This window comes from Sphingopyxis granuli, from assembly GCF_001559015.1.
GTDB lineage: Bacteria > Pseudomonadota > Alphaproteobacteria > Sphingomonadales > Sphingomonadaceae > Sphingopyxis > Sphingopyxis granuli.
On sequence record NZ_CP012199.1, the window covers coordinates 4,381,036 to 4,399,540 of the forward strand.

At 64.6% G+C, this 18,505-nt stretch carries 21 protein-coding genes; 9 read left to right on the forward strand and 12 right to left on the reverse strand.

Annotated features, from left to right (window positions below; genetic code table 11):
* The first annotated feature begins 132 nt into the window (after positions 1-132).
* Entirely contained in the window at positions 133-1,215 is a 1,083-nt protein-coding gene (locus SGRAN_RS20025) for a reverse transcriptase family protein (protein WP_210434180.1), read from the forward strand.
* Here SGRAN_RS20025 and SGRAN_RS20030 read toward each other — a convergent pair.
* Positions 1,196-1,873, reverse strand: a complete 678-nt coding sequence (locus SGRAN_RS20030; protein WP_067186385.1) for a recombinase family protein — start codon at positions 1,871-1,873, stop codon at positions 1,196-1,198. The genes SGRAN_RS20025 and SGRAN_RS20030 overlap by 20 nt on opposite strands.
* A 121-nt stretch (positions 1,874-1,994) precedes the next feature.
* Positions 1,995-2,657, reverse strand: a complete 663-nt coding sequence (locus SGRAN_RS20035) for a hypothetical protein (protein WP_148650938.1) — start codon at positions 2,655-2,657, stop codon at positions 1,995-1,997.
* A 351-nt stretch (positions 2,658-3,008) separates the two neighbouring features.
* Here SGRAN_RS20035 and SGRAN_RS22425 point away from each other — a divergent pair, with 351 nt between their 5' ends.
* Together SGRAN_RS22425 and SGRAN_RS22730 are read left to right on the forward strand one after the other, a co-directional pair.
* Complete coding sequence (locus SGRAN_RS22425; protein ID WP_148650939.1) at positions 3,009-3,527, forward strand: hypothetical protein; 519 nt, start codon at positions 3,009-3,011, stop codon at positions 3,525-3,527.
* Positions 3,528-3,769: 242 nt separating this feature from the next.
* Positions 3,770-3,928, forward strand: a complete 159-nt coding sequence (locus SGRAN_RS22730; protein ID WP_158682342.1) for a hypothetical protein — start codon at positions 3,770-3,772, stop codon at positions 3,926-3,928.
* Here the strand turns inward: SGRAN_RS22730 and SGRAN_RS20040 are convergent.
* Positions 3,901-4,659 carry a competence/damage-inducible protein A gene (locus SGRAN_RS20040; RefSeq protein WP_067186389.1) on the reverse strand — a complete coding sequence of 253 codons (759 nt, stop codon included), beginning with the start codon at positions 4,657-4,659 and terminating at the stop codon, positions 3,901-3,903. The two genes, SGRAN_RS22730 and SGRAN_RS20040, sit on opposite strands and share 28 nt — an antisense overlap.
* A gap of 68 nt (positions 4,660-4,727) precedes the next feature.
* Between SGRAN_RS20040 and SGRAN_RS20045 the strand changes: the two genes are divergently transcribed.
* On the forward strand, positions 4,728-5,363 hold the full coding sequence (locus SGRAN_RS20045) for a glutathione S-transferase family protein (RefSeq protein ID WP_067186390.1): 636 nt from the start codon (positions 4,728-4,730) through the stop codon (positions 5,361-5,363).
* A gap of 76 nt (positions 5,364-5,439) precedes the next feature.
* On the opposite strand, the gene SGRAN_RS20050 is transcribed toward SGRAN_RS20045, so the two are convergent.
* Positions 5,440-6,168 carry a Bax inhibitor-1/YccA family protein gene (locus SGRAN_RS20050; protein WP_067105949.1) on the reverse strand — a complete coding sequence of 243 codons (729 nt, stop codon included), beginning with the start codon at positions 6,166-6,168 and terminating at the stop codon, positions 5,440-5,442.
* A 171-nt stretch (positions 6,169-6,339) separates the two neighbouring features.
* Here SGRAN_RS20050 and thpR point away from each other — a divergent pair, with 171 nt between their 5' ends.
* A complete protein-coding gene (gene thpR / locus SGRAN_RS20055; protein ID WP_067187202.1) occupies positions 6,340-6,882 on the forward strand; it encodes an RNA 2',3'-cyclic phosphodiesterase in 543 nt (180 codons plus the stop codon).
* Here thpR and SGRAN_RS20060 read toward each other — a convergent pair.
* Positions 6,864-7,337, reverse strand: coding sequence for a low molecular weight protein-tyrosine-phosphatase (locus SGRAN_RS20060; protein WP_067186392.1), 474 nt, complete (start codon positions 7,335-7,337; stop codon positions 6,864-6,866). The two genes, thpR and SGRAN_RS20060, sit on opposite strands and share 19 nt — an antisense overlap.
* 118 nt (positions 7,338-7,455) lie before the next feature.
* Between SGRAN_RS20060 and SGRAN_RS20065 the strand changes: the two genes are divergently transcribed.
* On the forward strand, positions 7,456-9,054 hold the full coding sequence (locus SGRAN_RS20065) for a spinster family MFS transporter (RefSeq protein ID WP_067186394.1): 1,599 nt from the start codon (positions 7,456-7,458) through the stop codon (positions 9,052-9,054).
* Positions 9,055-9,253: 199 nt separating this feature from the next.
* On the opposite strand, the gene SGRAN_RS20070 is transcribed toward SGRAN_RS20065, so the two are convergent.
* The 6 genes from SGRAN_RS20070 to SGRAN_RS20095 all read right to left on the reverse strand — a co-directional run bounded on the left by SGRAN_RS20070 (position 9,254) and on the right by SGRAN_RS20095 (position 13,965).
* On the reverse strand, positions 9,254-9,823 hold the full coding sequence (locus tag SGRAN_RS20070; RefSeq protein ID WP_076077326.1) for a superoxide dismutase family protein: 570 nt from the start codon (positions 9,821-9,823) through the stop codon (positions 9,254-9,256).
* Positions 9,824-9,890: 67 nt separating this feature from the next.
* Positions 9,891-11,201: a UDP-glucose dehydrogenase family protein gene (locus SGRAN_RS20075; RefSeq protein ID WP_067186396.1), complete on the reverse strand. Its 1,311-nt coding sequence runs from the start codon at positions 11,199-11,201 to the stop codon at positions 9,891-9,893.
* 147 nt (positions 11,202-11,348) lie between these two features.
* Positions 11,349-11,774, reverse strand: a complete 426-nt coding sequence (locus SGRAN_RS20080) for an ExbD/TolR family protein (protein ID WP_067105956.1) — start codon at positions 11,772-11,774, stop codon at positions 11,349-11,351.
* Between the two features lie 35 nt (positions 11,775-11,809).
* Positions 11,810-12,328 carry an ExbD/TolR family protein gene (locus tag SGRAN_RS20085; RefSeq protein WP_067105958.1) on the reverse strand — a complete coding sequence of 173 codons (519 nt, stop codon included), beginning with the start codon at positions 12,326-12,328 and terminating at the stop codon, positions 11,810-11,812.
* 98 nt (positions 12,329-12,426) lie between these two features.
* Entirely contained in the window at positions 12,427-13,185 is a 759-nt protein-coding gene (locus SGRAN_RS20090; RefSeq protein ID WP_067106044.1) for a MotA/TolQ/ExbB proton channel family protein, read from the reverse strand.
* Positions 13,186-13,308: 123 nt separating this feature from the next.
* Positions 13,309-13,965: an energy transducer TonB gene (locus SGRAN_RS20095; protein ID WP_067105960.1), complete on the reverse strand. Its 657-nt coding sequence runs from the start codon at positions 13,963-13,965 to the stop codon at positions 13,309-13,311.
* A 344-nt stretch (positions 13,966-14,309) separates the two neighbouring features.
* Here SGRAN_RS20095 and SGRAN_RS20100 point away from each other — a divergent pair, with 344 nt between their 5' ends.
* The 3 genes from SGRAN_RS20100 to glpX all read left to right on the forward strand — a co-directional run bounded on the left by SGRAN_RS20100 (position 14,310) and on the right by glpX (position 17,877).
* Positions 14,310-15,119 carry a hypothetical protein gene (locus SGRAN_RS20100; RefSeq protein ID WP_067186398.1) on the forward strand — a complete coding sequence of 270 codons (810 nt, stop codon included), beginning with the start codon at positions 14,310-14,312 and terminating at the stop codon, positions 15,117-15,119.
* A gap of 129 nt (positions 15,120-15,248) precedes the next feature.
* Positions 15,249-16,568, forward strand: coding sequence for a homoserine dehydrogenase (locus SGRAN_RS20105; protein ID WP_067186399.1), 1,320 nt, complete (start codon positions 15,249-15,251; stop codon positions 16,566-16,568).
* A gap of 337 nt (positions 16,569-16,905) precedes the next feature.
* Positions 16,906-17,877 (forward strand): class II fructose-bisphosphatase, encoded by a 972-nt coding sequence (gene glpX / locus SGRAN_RS20110; RefSeq protein WP_067186401.1) that lies wholly within the window; start codon positions 16,906-16,908, stop codon positions 17,875-17,877.
* A gap of 46 nt (positions 17,878-17,923) precedes the next feature.
* Here glpX and SGRAN_RS20115 read toward each other — a convergent pair whose 3' ends face one another.
* Positions 17,924-18,409 carry a flavodoxin family protein gene (locus SGRAN_RS20115; RefSeq protein ID WP_067186402.1) on the reverse strand — a complete coding sequence of 162 codons (486 nt, stop codon included), beginning with the start codon at positions 18,407-18,409 and terminating at the stop codon, positions 17,924-17,926.
* Positions 18,410-18,505: the final 96 nt, after the last annotated feature.

Consider the following 18,505-nt stretch of genomic DNA (forward strand, 5'->3'; position numbering starts at 1 on the left):
TATTCAATACGTTTCGTATTGGCACTGCTGGGAATGATATTTGGATATCATATCCATACCTATAAGCAGTATTATTATTATATTTGTCCTTATGGTTCAAGACGCCCGAAGACGCCCTATGGAGGTGCTAAAATGCAATATAAATCACTGGAGCGGCGGCTGGGCTTGGCCACCGGAGCGGTTTCCACCGTCATGAACGCGGACGCAGGCACTCGATACACCCGCTTCCCCGTTTCACCGAAAAGGGGAATAATCCGGAAGCCGGGTTGGACGCCAAAGAAGCGGATGATTTTGGCGCCGAGCAAAGACCTCAAAGCGATCCAGCGCGCCATTGCTCGGCATATATCAAGCAAATTCACCGCTCATCCGATTGCTCACGCCTATGAGAATGGCCGGAGTATTTTCGCCAATGCCCGTCAGCATGTGGGCGCTCGCTCGATATTGAAGATCGACCTCGTAAACTTCTTCGGGTCGATTGGTCGGCAGTCGATTATAGACGCCCTGCGCCTATTGCTCGACGACTTCGGTGATAGAGATATTGAGGTGATCGCCGATCTCTGTTGCTGTGACGGTTACCTTCCCCAAGGTTCCCCGGCATCTCCGGTGTTGTCTAATTTGGTCTGCTATCCGCTGGATGTGGAACTAGATCGTCTTGCACGACGGCACGGATGCAAAGTCACCCGATTTTCTGACGATATCACCTTCTCTACATCAGCAGAGGTTTTCCCGCCGGTGCTGGCGAGGACGTGGAGAAGTGGATTGGCGCACGGGGTCGCATTGGAGAGGCCGATATGTTCACTGCTCCAGCAGCGGGGGTTTGAGATCAACATAGGCAAGCTCATGTTTCGAACTCGACCGATGCCGCTCAAGATAACGGGGCTAATCGTAACCGACAGCTTAAGCGTTCCACGTGCATTCTGGCATAACCTTCGCGCGAGCCTGCACAATTGGGACCGGCGCGGCCTCGACACCTGCGCCCGCACACATGCCAACGGCTGTGTCGTCGCTTTCGTCAACTCACTGCGAAGCTCGATTGAGTATATCGGTCAGGTACAAGGCAGGGATTGCAAACGTTATCAGCGCGCCCTAGCTGCTTTCGAGGAACTTCGGTCCCGAGATAAGGAGCCACTATCGGCCGCAATCCAGAGGATCGCTGCCGCTCGGAAGGCTAAGAAGGCCAAGGATGAAAACGTTATCATCCCCGGTACTGGATGAGCCTTCGAACGGTAGCGGCATGCCACCGCCCGCCGCGCGCCGTCGCAATGCCCCGAGCATTCAGCGCCTCTGCTGTCGCCGCAAGTGATCGTATACCGGCCGCCCTGATGCTGTCGACGATAGGCAGGACATTGCTTGCAAATCGTTGGGCTTGATCCCGATTGGCGGCAGCACCGCGCTGCGCTGCTACCTTCTGCTCCTCGATGCGATCCGGGATCGACCAGCCCAATTGCTTGCCGCGCGCTTTTGCTGCCGCGAGCGCTGCTTTGGTGCGCTCGCTAATCTTAGCGGCTTCCCGCTCGGCGATTGCAGAATATATCTGGAGCATGGTGCTGTCTGCCTCGGGCATGTCACAGCAGATAAACTTGATCCTTCCTTCGAGCAGTGTCGCGACAAAGGCCACGTTGCGCGCGAGCCGGTCCAGTTTCGCGATAACCAACGTGGCCTTTTTGCGTCGGCACATTTCGAGCGCAGCCTTCAATTGCGGTCGATCCTTTCGGCGTCCGCTTTCGATCTCTACAAACTCGTCCAGTAGCTCCCACTCGCCGCCGTTGAGATAGTCCGCGACCGCCCGCCTCTGGGCTTCAAGGCCAAGGCCGGAACGACCCTGCTTCTGTGTGGAGACGCGATAATAGGAAATGAAACAGCTATCGGCCATTGAAAATCCCTTCGTATCAATACGCTACGACCGTAGCGAGTTGTTACGAAGGGTGTGCCAGACATAATTTCTCCATAGCAATTCTAAATTCATGATAAATTATAATAAATATGTCTCATTGCTATGTTTTTCTATTTATTGCTGCAAAAATTCGCGCTGACCACTCGTTTGTTTCCTTAATGGAATCAAATTCAAACATATGGCGCGGGCTCTCCAAATCATCGATTACTATTACCAGTTTTGGGTAACTTTCATACTGAATTGTTTCATGGTAGCGTCTGGTTTCGACCATTTCGATCTCAGACTTCCCGCCTAATCCACTCATCCCTCCAACCAAGGCACCCACCGGCCCTGCAATTGCTCCGCCGATCAATGCGCGGCCGACAGGAGAGCGATTCGATCCGACAGCAACAGGCATTTTTTCAACGTGCGTCGCAATGTTAAGATTTTTCAGCGGCCGATCGATAGAAACCGATCTGATCTTTTCTACCGACAAAGTCTTATCGTTCGACACCGTCAATGACGATTGCTCCTTCTTGCAAGAGATCAACCGCAAGAGCTTTTCATCCTCATCCATGCCCATGATCCCGTCCGCGCCGTCGATCTTTACGAAAGCCTTGAAGGGGAGCGTGCTGATCAGCTCATCCATCAAAGCTTGTCTGTAAGAGCGAAGCTGCTCACCCGACTCTTTGATTGCTCTCCACCTTTCTTCGCGCTCTCTCGCCATATCAGCATCGAGCCGCCTTATTTGCGCAATCAGGCCAAGGACGAAAAGCACGATCAAGATTAAGAAAACTTCCAACGCGTCTGTCCCCCATGTCTAGCGCCCGGCTGGCGCCGGGACGGTTGACTTGCGCGAACACGAGCACGCGCCCCCACGTATTCCCCGTGAGGGTCTTTTATTCCGTGAGCCGCCCGACATAGCGGGTGCTCGTGTTTCGACGCATAGTCTGCGTTGCCCGGAGGAAGTCACGCCTCGGTCGGTTGATTTCTAGTTCGGAACGACGACTTTTGTCCAGTCTGCATTGACGGGACTGCGGACAATGGTTGGACGCTTGTCTCAGGAAGCGGCTTGCGGACATTTACCGGATGCGGCATAGATTTGGTCATCCAATAATCGGGGGCGGTACGGGCAATGAAAATAGATAAGATAGGAATTACTCTGGCGGTATTGAGTTTATCCGCTTGTAGCACTCCGCCGCTGACATTCTCTGTGTCGAATGTTCCGCCCGCCGCCCGGAAAATTGATGCTGCACTTATTTCGTCGATCGTTACGTTAGCGCCAAAAGGTGAAGCTAAGGGCTCGATAAAGATTGCGGGAGGCGAAGACGATATAGCTGGTCTTTGGAAGTCCGCCCTTGACGATGCCCTGTTGCGGTCTGCGGTCTTTGACGATGCATCATCGCGAAGGCTGACACTTTCCGTCAGGATATATCAGCTTGGCTATGGTGTCCTTGGTATGGGTGTAAATGCTATTGCGCGGTACGAGCTAGTAGAACGCAGCACGGGGCAGGCCGTCTTTGTGAAGGAAATCACTACTAGGGGCACCGCAAGCGATTATATCGGTGACAATCGTGTTAGAAACGCCGCAAGCCGGGCCGTATCAGAAAATATAGCGGAATTTATCGCCACGCTCCCCGAGGTCCAACTTTAGAAACGTGTTTTTGATTGTTTTGCGACCAACAGCTAACCGATTGAAATGAAAAGCGGCAAATATGCCCCGTTTTGCTCGGGAGCCCGCAGAAAACCGAGAAAATCTGGTGCTTCCCAAGCTTACGACGAGGGTTCGATTCCCTTCACCCGCTCCATCTTGACGACTGCGCGCGGGCGCTGATGGTTGAAAAAACCCAGAAAACTGACTATTTTTGGGCATTCTCTGGCTCCCGGTGATTGCCGATGGTCGCGCGCTTCGGCGACCGCGACGCCGCGACGTTCGGCGCCTTCGTCGCGGCGGCCTTCGGCCTGCTCGCCGTCGCGATGCTGCGCCGCCTGCCGCGCGTTACGCGGTCGGCGGGCGAGACGGGCGATCAGATGCCGCCGTCGGTCACCGCATAGCCCGCCGCCTCGATCGCCACGGTGAGCGCCGCGACGCAAGCGGCGACGGCCGCGCCGTCGGTCGAGCGGATGACGAAATTGGCGCCGGTGCGTCCCTCGCGGAAAAAGGGATAGCTGCCGATCGCGACGCCGGCATGATCGCGCTCGGCCGCGCGCAGGACGTCGGCGATCTCACTTTCGGGCGCCCAGGCGCCGATCGTGTGTGCGACCAGCGGCGCGCCGCCCTCGAGCGTACCGGTCAGCGCATCGAGCATCCCCGCGGTGATGTGCGGAACCCCCGCCATCAGGAACAGGTTGCCCAGTCTGATGCCCGGCGCGCCCGACATGCGGTTGGGGATCAGTTCGGCGCCGTCCGGAACGCGCGCCATGCGCAGCCGCGCCTCGGTCAGCCCGCCGCGCGTGGTGTAATAGCGGTCGAGGATCGCGCGCGCCTCAGGATGGATCACCACCGCGACCTTCAGCGCCTTCGCCACCGCATCGACGGTGATGTCGTCGTGCGTCGGCCCGATGCCGCCGGTGGTGAAGACATAGTCGTAGCGCGCGCGCAACGCGTTCAGCGCGTCGCCGATCTCCGCCTCGTCATCGGGGACAATGCGCACTTCGCGCAGGCGGATCCCCTGCACGTCGAGCCAGGTCGCGATCTGCGCGACATTCTTGTCCTGCGTGCGGCCGGAGAGGATTTCGTCGCCGATCACCAGCACAGCGGCGGTCCAGATGCGTTCGTCGCTCATCCCCTTGCCTTAACCTGCTGCCATGACAAAACAAGGGTGCCGGATATGCCATGAAAGGAAGGTGCGCGATGGCCGCCGAACTGATCTTCTACACCAACCCCATGTCGCGCGGGCAGATCGTCCGATGGATGCTCGAAGAGGTCGGCGCGCCCCATGAAACGCGGCTGCTCGACTATGGGACGACGATGAAGGGCGCCGATTATCTGGCGATCAATCCGATGGGCAAGGTTCCGGCGATCGTCCATGCCGGCAGGACCGTCACCGAATGCGCGGCGATCTGTGCCTATCTGGCCGACGCCTTCCCGGACGCGGGCCTCGCGCCCGCGCCGGTCGATCGCGCCGATTATTACCGCTGGCTCTTCTTCGCCGCCGGGCCGCTCGAACAGGCGATCACCGCAAAGCAGTTCGGGTTCGAACCCGAGGCCGATCAGCAACGGATGGCGGGTTTCGGCTCGCTCGCATCCGTGCTCGAAGCGCTGGAAGGCGCGGTCGCGGGCAAGGCCTTCGTCGCCGGCGACCGCTTCAGCGCCGCCGATGTCTATGTCGGCAGCCAGATCGACTGGGGCCTGCAATTCGGCACCATCCCATCGCGCCCGGCGTTCGAAGCCTATATCGCGCCTCTGCGCGAGCGCACGGGCTACAAGCGCGCGAAGGAGATCGACAATGCGCTGATCGCGGACATGCAGGCGGCGGGGCCGGCCTGAGCGCCACGCCCGACCCGAAAGAAAAAGCCCGGCGGATCGCTCCGCCGGGCTTTCTCCTTTTGCCTCGTGCGTCCGCTTATTCGCGGTTGCCCAGCAGGTTGAGCAGGAAGGTGAACATGTTCACGAAGTCGAGGTAGAGCGTCAGCGCGCCCATCACCACCGACTTGCCGACGAAATCGGTCCCGCGGACATAGAAGTACATGCTCTTGATCTTCTGCGTGTCATAGGCGGTCAGGCCCGCGAAGAGCAGGACGCCGATGATGCTGATCGCCAGGCTCAGCGCGCTCGACTGGACGAACAGGTTGATCAGCATCGCCACCAGGATGCCGACCACGCCCATGATCAGGAAGGTGCCGAAGCCCGACAGATCCTTCTTGGTCGTATAGCCGTAGAGGCTGAGGCCCAGGAAGGCCGCGGCCGTCGCAAAGAAGGTCGTCGCGATCGACGTCTGGGTAAAGGCCAGAAAGATCGTCGACATCGACAGGCCCATGATCGCGGCATAAGCCCAGAACAGCGCCTGCGCCGCGCCGGTCGACAGCTTGTTGATGCCGAAGCTCAGCACCATCACGAACGCCAGCGGCGCCAGCATCACCACCCACATCAGCGGGCTGCCGACCAGCGACAGCGTGAAGCCCGTCGAATAGGCTAGCATTGCGACGATACCGGTCAGCAGGACGCCCGATCCCATATAGTTGTAGACCGACAGCATGTACGACCGCAGGCCGGCATCGACGGCCTGATCCATCCCGCGCGCGGTGCCAGGAAAGCCGGACGCCGCCATATTGGGGTCGTTCCAATTAGCCATTGTTGTTACTCCATATCTGGCCAGGGCATACCGGCCATGGGGGCAATATCGGCATTTCGCGCCGCCGTTTCAAGCGAAACCGGACAAGACGCCATCGGACATTCCCCGCCGCGCCCGCTGCCGCGCGACGAGCGGGATGGCATCGGCCGCCGCCCGGCCTATGCTGGCGCCATGTCCACGCATCGCCTGTTCGTCGCCCTGCGCCCACCGCGCCCGATTCGCGCGATGCTGCTCGCGGCGATGCACGGCGTTTCGGCGGCGCGCTGGCAGGACGACGACCAGTTGCATCTCACCCTGCGCTTCATCGGCGAGGTCGACCACCATCGCGCCGAGGACATCGCCGCGGCGCTCGGCGGCCTGCACGCCTCCGCCGTGACCGCACGCATCGCCGGGGTCGGACTGTTCGAACGGCAGGGACGAGCGCACACGCTATGGGTCGGCGTCGAGCCGCATGCGCCGCTCGCCGCGCTGCATCGCAAGGTCGACCAGCGCCTCGCGCGCGTCGGTCTCGCCCCCGAACCGCGCGCCTTCGTGCCGCACATCACCATCGCGCGCCTGAACCGTGCGGCGGGGCCGGTCGCGGCCTTCCTCGCGCAACACGGCGATCTGGCGAGCCCCGCCTTCGCCTTCGACCATGTCGTCCTCTACGAAAGCGAACTCGGCCATGACGGCTCGCGCTATCATCCGGTCGCGCGCTATTCGCTCGAACCATAGGTCGCGACCAGCGCGGCGGCCACTGCGCTGACATCGTCCCAGGTCGCGGCAAAACCATCCTCCGCGCCATAATAGGGATCGGCGACGCTTTGCCCCGCGCGCCCCGGGACAAGATCGAGCATCAACGCCAGCCGCGCCCTCGCGTCGATCGGCATCAGTGCGCGCGCATCGCGCAGATTGGCCGTATCGGCGGCGAGGATCAGGTCGAAGCGCCGGAAATCCAGGCGCCCGAGCTGGCGGGCGCGCAGGTCGCCGATGTCGATCCCGCGGCGGCGTGCCTCTGCCTGCGCGCGCGGATCGGGGGCGCGGCCGACATGCCAGTCGCCGGTGCCCGCCGAATCGAGCGCCGCCTCGATCCGCGCCGCGGCAAAGGCCGCGCGCGCCGCCCCTTCCGCCAGTGGAGAGCGGCAGATGTTGCCGAGGCAAAGAAAAAGGATTGCGGGCCGGTCGATCATGGTCTGTGTTGGCTCCTGGAAAGAAAATAAAGTTGAACCGGTTTTCAACTTTGCGCGCCCCCATGGCTCTGCTAGCGAAGGCGACAAAGCGATAACGGGTCAGGGAGAGGCTTGCCAGATGGTCGAAACCGCGCGCGACACAGAATCGACCGCTGGCGTAGCGCCGCTTCCTCCTTCACGCTCCTATGCCTGGTATGCGCTCGGCATCCTCTTTCTCGTCTATGTGCTCAATTTCATCGACCGGCAGATCATCACGATCCTCGCGCCCGACCTGAAGCGCGACCTCGGGCTCGATGACGCCGATATCGGCTTTCTCTACGGCACCGCCTTCGCGGTCTTCTATGCGCTGTTCGGAATCCCGCTCGGCCGGCTCGCCGACGCCTGGCACCGCGTCCGGCTGCTCACCGCCGGCCTCGCCATCTGGTCGGCGATGACGGCAGTATCGGGGCTCGCGGCGAACAAGTTCCAGCTTGCCGGGGCGCGCATGGGGGTCGGCATCGGCGAGGCGACCGCCAGCCCCTCGGCCTATTCGCTGATCTCCGACCTGTTCCCGAAGAATATGCGCGCGACCGCGCTCGCCATCTATTCGGCCGGGCTCTATTTCGGCGGCGGCATTTCGCTGATGATCGGCGGCTTCATCGTCGAAGGCTGGAACGAAGCCTATCCGCAGGGCGGCCCCTTCGGGCTCGTCGGCTGGCAGGCGGCGTTCATGGCGGTCGGCATCCCCGGTCTGCTGCTCGCCGCGTGGGTCGCGACGCTGCGCGAACCGGTGCGCGGGCTGGTCGACGGCGTGCCGACCCAGCCTTCGCCGACGCCGTTCAAGGGCTTTTTCGAAGAATTATACGCGGTGATCCCGCCCTTCACCATCCTATCGGCGATGGCGCGCGGCGGGCGGGCGCTGGCGATCAACCTCGGCGCGGCGGCGCTGCTCGCGCTCGGCGCGCTGGCGATGATCCGGCTGACCGGCGCGACGCTGCAATGGATCTGCATCGCCTTCGGCTATTACGCGGTCTTTTCCTGGGCCAGTTCGCTGCGCAGCCGCGACGCCCCGACCTTTCGCCTGATCTGGGAATCGAAGGCGTTCCTCGCCACCATCCTCGGCTATGGCACCGTCGCCTTCATCTCCTATGCGTCGAGCGCCTTCGCGCCGGTCTATGCGCTCGAGGCGCTCGGCGAGGATGCCGGTACGGTCGGTTTCTGGGTCGGCGGCTCGGGCGCGCTCGCCGGCTTCCTGGGGGTCATCCTCGGCGGACGCATGTCGGACCGCTTGCGGTTGCGCAACGAAGCGGGCCGCATCCTCGTGGTCGCCTTCGGCCTGATCGCGCCGATCGTCCCGATCGTGATCGCCTTCACGACGCCGTCGACGCCCGGCAACGGCGATTTCATCCGCTTCACCGTCTTCGCCTCGCTGGGCGGCCTGCTCGCCAGCAGCGCGCTCGGCGCCGCAGCCGCGACGACGCAGGACCTCGTCCTGCCGCGGATGCGCGGCACCGCAACCGCGACCTTCTTCCTCGCAACGACGCTCGTCGGCCTCGCGCTCGGCCCCTATATGGCCGGACAGGTGTCGGCGATGACCGGCAGCCTGTCGACCGGGGTGCTGTCGACGCTGGTCATCGTGCCTTTCGGCCTCGTCGCGCTCGTCATCGCCTATCGGCGCGTTCCCGACGCCGCCGCCCACGTCATCGAGCGCGCGCGCTCGGCGGGCGAACCGGTTTAGAGAATGATCATCCTCGAATAGGATAGCGCCGTGTCCCCGCGCAGACGGGGACCCAGAGCGTTCTGACGCCTGCGCAGGTCTTTCGCCGCTCCAAGCTCCCACCTTCGCGTGAGCACGAAGCTCGGAAAATTTAGAAGGTCACGCCCCGGGAGCGTGGCGCGAGGCCGATCGGCGAGGCGCGGAAATCAGACCGACGCGCTCAGCCCGCCGGTGTCGCGATCACGCCGCAGGCGACGCGCCCGCCGCTGTTGCCCGCCGGGTCGGTCCGCATGTCGTCAGGGCCGGCGTGGATGACGAACGCCGCGCCATCGGCGTCGAGCAGCCCGCCCTCGCCGGTCAGCCGCGATCCGACCATGTGCAGCGTCGCGCGGCCGATCATGCCCGATTCGACGACCAGATTGGGCAGGTCGCCATGGTGGGCACCCATCGGATTGTCGCGGCCGTGCTGCGCGCCGGTCGGGTTCCAGTGCGGTCCGGCGCTGCTGAAATCGGGCGCCGCGCACTGTCCGACCGCATGGACATGCATGCCATAGGTGCCGGGTCCGAAGCCGCGTGCCACGACCTCCAGCCGTAGACCGGACGAATCGCGGAAGATGTCGACGCGCCCGCGGTCCGCGCCGCGCGCGTCGCGCAGTTCGGCATAGGCATCGGGCGTCGGGAGGTTGCTCGACCCGCCTTTGTCCGTCGTGGCGCACCCCGTCAGCGCCAGCGCGCCGAGCGCGACCGTGCTCCAGACCAGACTATGCGCGATCCGCCGATGCTCGATCATTCCGATGCTCCCTTGCTGCCACGGTGCCGCCGGCGTGGACGGACGGCTTCGGTCCGCGATCATGCCCTCATTCGGCGCTGCTTCCAATAGCGATATGGCGGAAACCGTGCCGCAGCACCTCGTCGCGACGATAGATATTGCGCAGGTCGACGAGCAGGCGATCGGCCATGACCCCGCCGAGCCGGCCGAAATCGAGCGCGCGGAACGCATCCCATTCGGTGACGATCGCGACCGCATGCGCGCCGTCGGCCGCGGCATAGGCGCTCTGCTGCATCTCGACCTCGGGCATCATCGGCGCCGCGATGGCCATGCCTTCGGGATCGTAGGCCGTCACCCGCGCGCCCGCGTCGAGTAGCGTCTGGACGATCGCGAGGCTGGGCGAATCGCGCATGTCGTCGGTGTTCGGCTTGAAGGTCAGGCCGAGGAGCGCGACGGTCTTGCCGCGCGCGCTGCCGCCCATCGCCTGGACGATCTTGCGACCCATCGCGCGCTTGCGAAGATCGTTCGCCTGCACCGTCGCCTCGACAAGGCGCAGCGGCACGTCGTGGTCCTGCGCGGTCTTGAGCAGCGCAAGCGTATCCTTGGGGAAGCAGCTTCCGCCATAGCCGGGTCCGGCGTGGAGGAATTTCGCGCCGATGCGGTTGTCGAGCCCGATGCCGCGCGCGACGTCCTGCACCTCGGCGCCGACCGCCTCGCACAGATCGGCGATCTCGTTGATGAAGGTGATCTTGGTCGCGAGGAAGGCATTGGCGGCATATTTGATCAATTCCGCGGTGCGGCGGCGCGTGACGAGAATCGGCGCCTCGTTGAGGAACAGCGGGCGATAGACTTCGCGCAGCACCGCCTCACCGCGCGCATCCTCGGTACCGATCACGATGCGGTCGGGGCGCTTGAAGTCGCCGATCGCCGCGCCTTCGCGCAGGAATTCGGGGTTGGAAGCGACGCTGTGCGCACGCGCCGGCGCGCCCTCGCGCAGGATGCGCTCGACTTCATCACCGGTGCCGACGGGAACGGTCGACTTGGTGACGATCACGCAGTCATGGTCAAGTGTTGCGGCCAGTTCCTCGGCGGCGCCGAAGACATAGGACAGGTCGGCGTGGCCGTCGCCGCGCCGCGACGGCGTGCCGACCGCGATGAACACCGCGTCGGCACCGGCGACGGCCGTCGCCAGATCGGTGGTGAAGGATAGGTGCCCCGCCGCGACATTGGCGGCGACGAGCGCGTCGAGACCAGGCTCGTAGATCGGCATACGGCCCGCGTGCAGCGCATCGATCTTGCTTTCGTCCTTGTCGACGCAGACGACGTCGTGCCCGAAATCGGAGAAACAGGCCCCGGAAACCAGACCGACATAGCCGGTTCCGATCATGGCGATCTTCATGGGCGCTTACCTCTTGTCCTAACTGCCGTGGGATGCCCCGCACCGGTGCGGGCGGATGGCGCGTCCTTAAGGCGAAAAGACGCAAAGAAAAAGGGCCGCGAATGACTTCGCGGCCCCGTTCTCTTTGCGGCTCGCGCCGATCAGCGATCAGAAGGCGCGGGCATATTGCTCGTTGCCGACGAAGCCGAGCTTGCCGACGCCGCTGCGCTTGATGACAGCCATCACGCGATCGACGACGATATAGCGAGCATAGGGGTCGGGCTGCACCTGCAACTCGGGCTCGACCGGCAACGTCTTGGTCTGCTCGAGATACTGGGTGAGTTGCGCCAGATCGACCGGCGTCCCGTTCCAGGTGATCGTCCCGGCCGGGTCGATCATGATCTTGTTCTTTTCCGGATCAACATTGGTCGGCGCGTCGTTGGGCACCGGCAGATCGATCTTTACCGCGTGGGTCTGGACCGGGATGGTGATGATGAACATGATGAGGAGCACGAGCATGACGTCGATCAGCGGCGTCATGTTCACTTCCATCATCGGTTCGTCATTGCCGTCTTCCCTCACAGCTGCGGACATGGCGTTATTCCTTCAAACTAGGGGGGATCGCGCCTTTAGAGGCGGCCCAGCGTGGCCGAACCAGGCGCAGGCTCGGAAATGAACCCGATCTTCTGGAAACCGGCATATTGCATCGTGTAGATCACCCCGCCGATGCACTGGTACGGCGTGTTGACGTCGCCGCGGATATGCACTTCGGGGAAATTCTCTTCGGTAATGTTCTGCACGCCGCCGATCTTCTCGATCAGATCCTCGAGCTTCTTCTGCCCGCGTTCGAGCAGCTGCCGCGAATCGACCGGGGTCCGGCCCCAATAGACTTCGCACGACGCGCTGTCGGCGTTGGGCTGGCCATCGCCGTCGGTGTCCGCCGAGCGGACCGAGATATTGACGTTCTCGGGCTTGGTCGTCGTGGGTTCGAAAGGCACGTCGGGCAGTTTGAGGTTCACCGTCTCCAACACCACGGGAACCGTGATGAGGAAGATGATGAGCAGCACCAGCATGATGTCCACGAGCGGAATCACGTTGATTTCCGACATCGGGGCCTCATCGCTAATTTCACCTACACTCATCGCCATAGGATCAGCATCCTGTCACAAATTGATTTCGTGGGACGACCCGGCGCCCGCCGACCTGCCCTGACGGCAGGAGCGCCGGACGTCGGTTCGCCGAATCCTCAGGCCTTCTTCGGCGCCGCAGCCGGAGCAGCCGGCTTGCCGGCCGGGGCGGGCGCGACGGGGCGCACCTGGCCGCCCGACATGATCGAGCCGAGAACGTCGTTCGAGAAGGTCGACAGGCTGCGCGAGATCGCCTTGTTGCGGCTCTGCAGCCAGTTGAACGCGAGCACCGCGGGAACCGCCACGATCAGACCGATCGCGGTCATGATCAGCGCTTCGCCGACCGGGCCGGCGACGGTGTCGATCGAGGCCTGGCCCGACGCACCGATCTTCACCAGCGCGCGGAGAATACCGATAACCGTACCGAACAGGCCGACGAACGGCGCGGTCGAACCCACGGTGGCGAGGAAGGACAGGCCGCCGTTGAGCTTCGAGTTGATGTGGCCCTGCGACCGCTCGAGCGTGCCGTGCATCCAGTCGTGCGCCTCGATCGGGTTGGTCAGCTTGCCATGCTCTTCATGCGCACGCAGGCCGTCCTCGACCACCTGGCGGTAGGCACTGTTCTTCTCGAGCTTCGCGGCGCCCTCGGCGAGCGTCGGGGCGCGCCAGAAATTGGCGGTGACCGTCTTGCCCTGGCTCATCACCTTGTTCTGCTCGAACAGCTTGGTGAACAGGATGTAGAGCGATCCGACGAACATGATCAGCAGCACGAGGAAGGTGAGCTGCGACACGATGCCGCCTTCGCACAGCGCCGGGATGAGGCCGTAGGGGCTCTCGCCCTCGCCGACGGTGCACATCGATGCCGGCATCAGGGTCATCCCCGTCGGGGCATGGCCACCCGCCGCAGCGGCATTTGCGATCAGATTAAGCATTGGTTATTCCCTCTCAAAAATCGTGATATTCATGAAAGCTGATGTTGCCTGTGGCCGACACGCGCAGGATTACTGCGGAATCTGCCACCGGATACGGTTGCTGTAGGAGCCGCCCTTCGGATTGCCCTCGCGGTCCTTGCCCGGGTTGAAGCGGGCGCGGCGCGTGATGAGCTTGCAGGTCTCGGCATCGAGGTCGGAATGGCCGCTCGACGAGGTCACGTCGCACGAGGTCACGCGACCATCGGCACCGTAACTGACGCGGAAACCCGTGGTGCCTTCGCGGCCTTCACGCATTGCGCGCGCCGGATAGTCGTCGTTGGTCGCCCAACGCCCGGGGTTGCCCTTCGGCGTCCCTTCCTGACTGAGATCGGGGGCCGGCGGAGCCGGCGGAGCCGCAGGCGGAACATAGATCGGCGGCGGCGGAGCCGGCGGAGCCTTCGGCACCGACTGGATCACGTTCGACGTCACCGGCGGCGGAATCGGCGACGGAGGCGTCACCACCGGCGGCGGCGGCGGAAGCTTGTTGTCCGGCGGCGGCGGCGGCGGCGGTTCTTCCGGCGGCGGCGGTTCGTTGACGTCCACGACGTCCAGTTTCTCGGCGAGTTTCTTGACGATGCTGATATTCAGGCCGTTGACCAGGCCATAACCCAGAACTGCCGTAAACAGACCAACCAAGACAATCGCCACTACCCTGTTTTTAGGGTCGACATTATCACCATAAGCCATTCAGGGACGACGCTCCTTGCTAGATCATCCTGACACCAAAAATCCTTCCCGACGGGTTGGGTTGCCAACATGCCCGGATAATTTCCGATCCATTCCGCGAGACCCGACGGTTAGCAGCCGGCATGTTCTGTTCTTGCCGGACGCTTCGTCGCCCGTCCTATCGTGGTGGCGGCAAGTTCGCAAACCCTTTATCAGCGGTTAATGTGCCATAGCCCAATGCAGGGTTTCCGCGCGCCTTTCGAGCGCCCCGACAAACAGAAACGGATCGATCCATGCGCATGACTCCGCCCGCCATCGCCGCTCTCCTCGCTTTGATAAGCTCCGGAATCCCTAGCGTTTTTGCCATGGAGCAACCGGCACCCGCGGTCGCCGCCGCCGCCAGTCCCTACAGCTATGCGGACCTCGCCGACCTTGCCGTCGCGGCGCCGATGGCGATCCACGCGCGCATCCGGAAGGCCGCGGCGCTGAAGCCCGAACAGGCCCCGGGGCTCGCCGCGGGCCATGTGCGATTCTTCATCGAAGCCGATGTGGTCAGCCTGATTCGCGGCTCCGGACCGCTCGCCGCGCGCATCTCCTACCTCGTCGACCTGCCGCTCGCGGCAAACGGCAAGGCGCCGAAGCTGAAGAGCAAGCAGCCCGTCCTGATCTTCGCGCGCCCGGTCGCAAGCGGCACGACGACCGACACCGGCAGCGTCCGCCTCGTCGCGCCCGACGCGCAGCTCGCGTGGGACCCCGCGACCGAGGCGCGGCTGCGCGCGATCCTGACCGAGCTCGTCAAACCCGGCGCCCCGCCCGCGATCACCGGCATCGCCAACGGCTTCCACGTCCCCGGCACGCTACCTGGCGAGGGCGAGACGCAATTGTTCCTCAACACCGCGACGGGCGATCCGGTTTCGCTGACCGTCATCACCGCCGCCGATGGATCGCGCCGCTGGGCGGCCGCCTTCGGGGAGATCGTCGACGGGTCGGCGGCGGTGCCGCGCCGCGACACGCTCGCCTGGTACCGCCTCGCCTGCGGCCTGCCCAAGGCGCTGCCGCTCGACAAGCTGGCGGGCACCGCGCCCGAGGACCGCAAGAAGGCCGCCGCCGACTATGCGATGATCCTCGGCGCGCTCGGCGAATGCACGCGGACCCGCGCACCCGTCGGCGGCTGACGCCCCGTAGCCGCCGCGACGGCGCGAACAGAAATTCTATCGCGCTTGTTCCCTTGTTTCCGCCGGAAAAGCCGATAGGGGGCGCTGGCAACGGCGGGCGATGGCCCGCGCCATCGACGGAGTAGCCGCATGTCCCCCCTTCCCTCTCCCACCGCGTCCCGCCCCCCGCTGCGCGTGGCGCTGGCGGGCATCGGCGTGGTCGGCTGCGGCGTCGTCCGGCTGCTCGAGGCAAACCGCGAGCTGATCGCGCGCCGCGCCGGGCGGGCGATCGAGATCGTCGCGCTGTCGGCGCGCGACCGCCACAAGGACCGCGGCGTCGACCTGTCGGCCTATCGCTGGGAAGACGACATGGGCGCGCTGGTCACTGCCGACGATGTCGATGTCGTCGTCGAGATGGTCGGCGGCGCCGACGGCCCGGCGCTGACCCTCGCGCGCGCCGCGCTCGGCGCGGGCAAGGCGCTCGTCACCGCGAACAAGGCGATGATCGCGCATCACGGGCTGGATCTCGCGCGGCTGGCCGAGGCGCGCGACACGCCGCTCAAATATGAAGCCGCGGTCGCGGGCGGCATCCCGGTGATCAAGGCGCTGCGCGAAGGCGCGTCGGCGAACCAGATCGCGCGCGTCTACGGCATCCTCAACGGCACCTGCAATTATATCCTGACGCTGATGGAGCGCGAGCGCGCGAGCTTCGCCGACGCGCTCGCCGCCGCGCAGGCCGAAGGCTATGCCGAGGCCGACCCGACCTTCGACGTCGACGGCATCGACGCCGCGCACAAGCTGTCGATCCTCGCCGCGCTCTGCTTCGGGACGAAGCTCGATATCGGCGCGGTCACCGCGACCGGCATCCGCGGCCTGATCGCCGCCGATATCCGCGAGGCCGAAGCGCTCGGCCATCGCGTGCGGCTGATCGGCATGGCCGAGCGCGACGAGACCGGCCTCTATCAGCATGTCCAGCCGTGCCTCGTGCCCGCCGACCACCCGCTCGCCTATGTCCCCGGCGCGCTCAACGCCGTGGTCGCGGAGGGCAATTTCGTCGGGCGGCTGTTCTTCGAGGGCGCGGGCGCGGGCGCGGGGCCGACGGCATCGGCGATCGTCGCCGATATCATCGACATCGCGCGCGACGAATATGGGCCGGCTTTCGCGATGCCGGTCGACGCGCTCGATCGGGCCGCCACCGCCGACGCGGGCGCGCGCGTCGGCAAGCATTATGTCCGCCTGGTCGTCGAGGACCGCATCGGCGTCCTCGCCGAGATCGCGACGGCGATGCGCGACGCGGGTGTGTCGATCGAAAGCTTCATCCAGCGCGGCGACGACGCGGACGGCGGCGTCGTGATCGCGCTCGTCACCCACGCCGGCCCGGCCAGCGCGATCCACGCGGCGCTGGCGACGCTGTCGGCGTCGGACCACGTCGTCGGGACGCCGATGCACATGCCGATCCTGGCGCTCTGACACGCCGGAGGCGTGCAGGAAAATCTCACGCGAAGGCGCGAAGAAGTCGCTCTTGCCGCGAAGCGGCTTTTTGTCCAGCCATGCGGCAAGACGCGCCGCTGAAAGAAAAGGGGGCCTTACGGCCCAACTCTTCTCCTTCGCGTCTTCGCGTGAAACCCATATGGCGCGGTGCCGACCACATGCGCCGGCACCGGAAGGCCCATCACCCAGCTGGCAGGGAAAGCCGTCAAGGCGGCTTCGAATCGGGCGAAGCCTTCTCGACAAGCGGCGCGGGCGACCATATGGCGCGCAGCAGGCCCGCGCGGCGCGACACGGATACAGACGGAGAGTCAGGACAATGACGAACAGCAGCAGCAACCTCGACCGGGTGCTCGTGCTCGAAATGGTGCGCGTCACCGAAGCCGCGGCGATCGCTGCCGCGAAGCTGATCGGGCGCGGCGACGAAAAGGCCGCCGACGCCGCCGCGGTCGAGGCGATGCGCGCGGCCTTCAACACGCTCTATATGGACGGCACCGTCGTCATCGGCGAGGGCGAGCGCGACGAGGCGCCGATGCTCTATATCGGCGAGAAGGTCGGCGCCGCCCCCGGCAAGGGGCCGAAGATCGACATCGCGCTCGACCCGCTCGAAGGCACGACGATCACGGCAAAGGCCGGGCCGAACGCGCTCGCGGTGCTCGCGATCGCCGAGGAAGGCTGCCTGCTCAACGCGCCCGACGTCTATATGGACAAGCTGGCGGTCGGCCCCGGCTATTCGCCCGACATCGTCAACTTCGACAACAGCGTGCGCGAGAATGTCGAGGCGATCGCGCGCGAAAAGGGCGTGGCGCCCGCCGACATCATCGTTTGCGTGCTCGACCGGCCGCGCCACGAGGCGCTGATCGCCGAGCTGCGCGCGATCGGCTGCGGCGTCGCGCTGATCCCCGACGGCGACGTCGCCGGCGTGATCGCGACGACCAACCCCGAAACCAACATCGACATCTACATGGGGTCGGGCGGCGCGCCCGAGGGCGTGCTGGCGGCCGCGGCGCTGCGCTGCGTCGGCGGCCAGTTCAAGGGCCGGCTGCTGTTCCGCAACGACGACGAGCGGCAGCGCGCGCGCAAATGGGGGATCGAGAATCTCGACCGCGTCTACGACCTTCAGGATCTGGCGAAGGGCGACGTGATCTTCGCCGCGACCGGCGTCACCGACGGATCGCTGCTGCGCGGCGTCAAGCATCGCCGCGGCGGCATCCTGACCACCGAAAGCATCGTGATGCGCGCCTCGTCGGGCACCGTGCGCTGGGTCAAGGGCGAACACCGCGAGGGGTGAGCGACTCATTCTCCCCTCCCGCTTGCGGGAAGGGAGCGTTGCTTTTTCAGAAAATCCCCGCCGCCAGCCCCTCGGCCAGTGCGGCGCCCAGATCGCGCGCTTCGGCCAGCCGGTCTTCGGGGATCGTCTTGGGCGCGAGGATCGCCTCGGGCGTCTGGGCGTCGGTGTTCACGATCAGCGGATCGGCGACGCGCCGCAGCCGCCAGCCGGTGGCGATGCGGTCGAGCTGGCGCTGCGCATTCTCGCCGTCCGATCCGGCGCAGATGATCGTCGCATAGGGCCGCCCCTCCAGCCGGCCGAGGCACGGGTAATAGCAGCGGTCGAACATCTCCTTCATCGTCCCCGACAGCGCCGCGAGATTTTCGGGGCCGACGAACAGATAGCCCTGCGCCGCCAGCAGGTCGGCCGGCGCCGCCCGCCCGGCGGGGACCAGCCGCGCCGCCGCGCCGCCGCCTTCTGCCGCCGCTTCGGCCAGCGCGCGGCTGCCGCCGGTACGGCTGTGCCAAATGACAAGAAGTTTGCATTTCGACATCGGCGAATCCTCTACGCGGGGTGCGGCGTGCGGGGGCATCGGCTTGCCAATTCCCCGGGCGAGGCGCAAGCTGGACGAAAAGCGAGGGGGGATGCG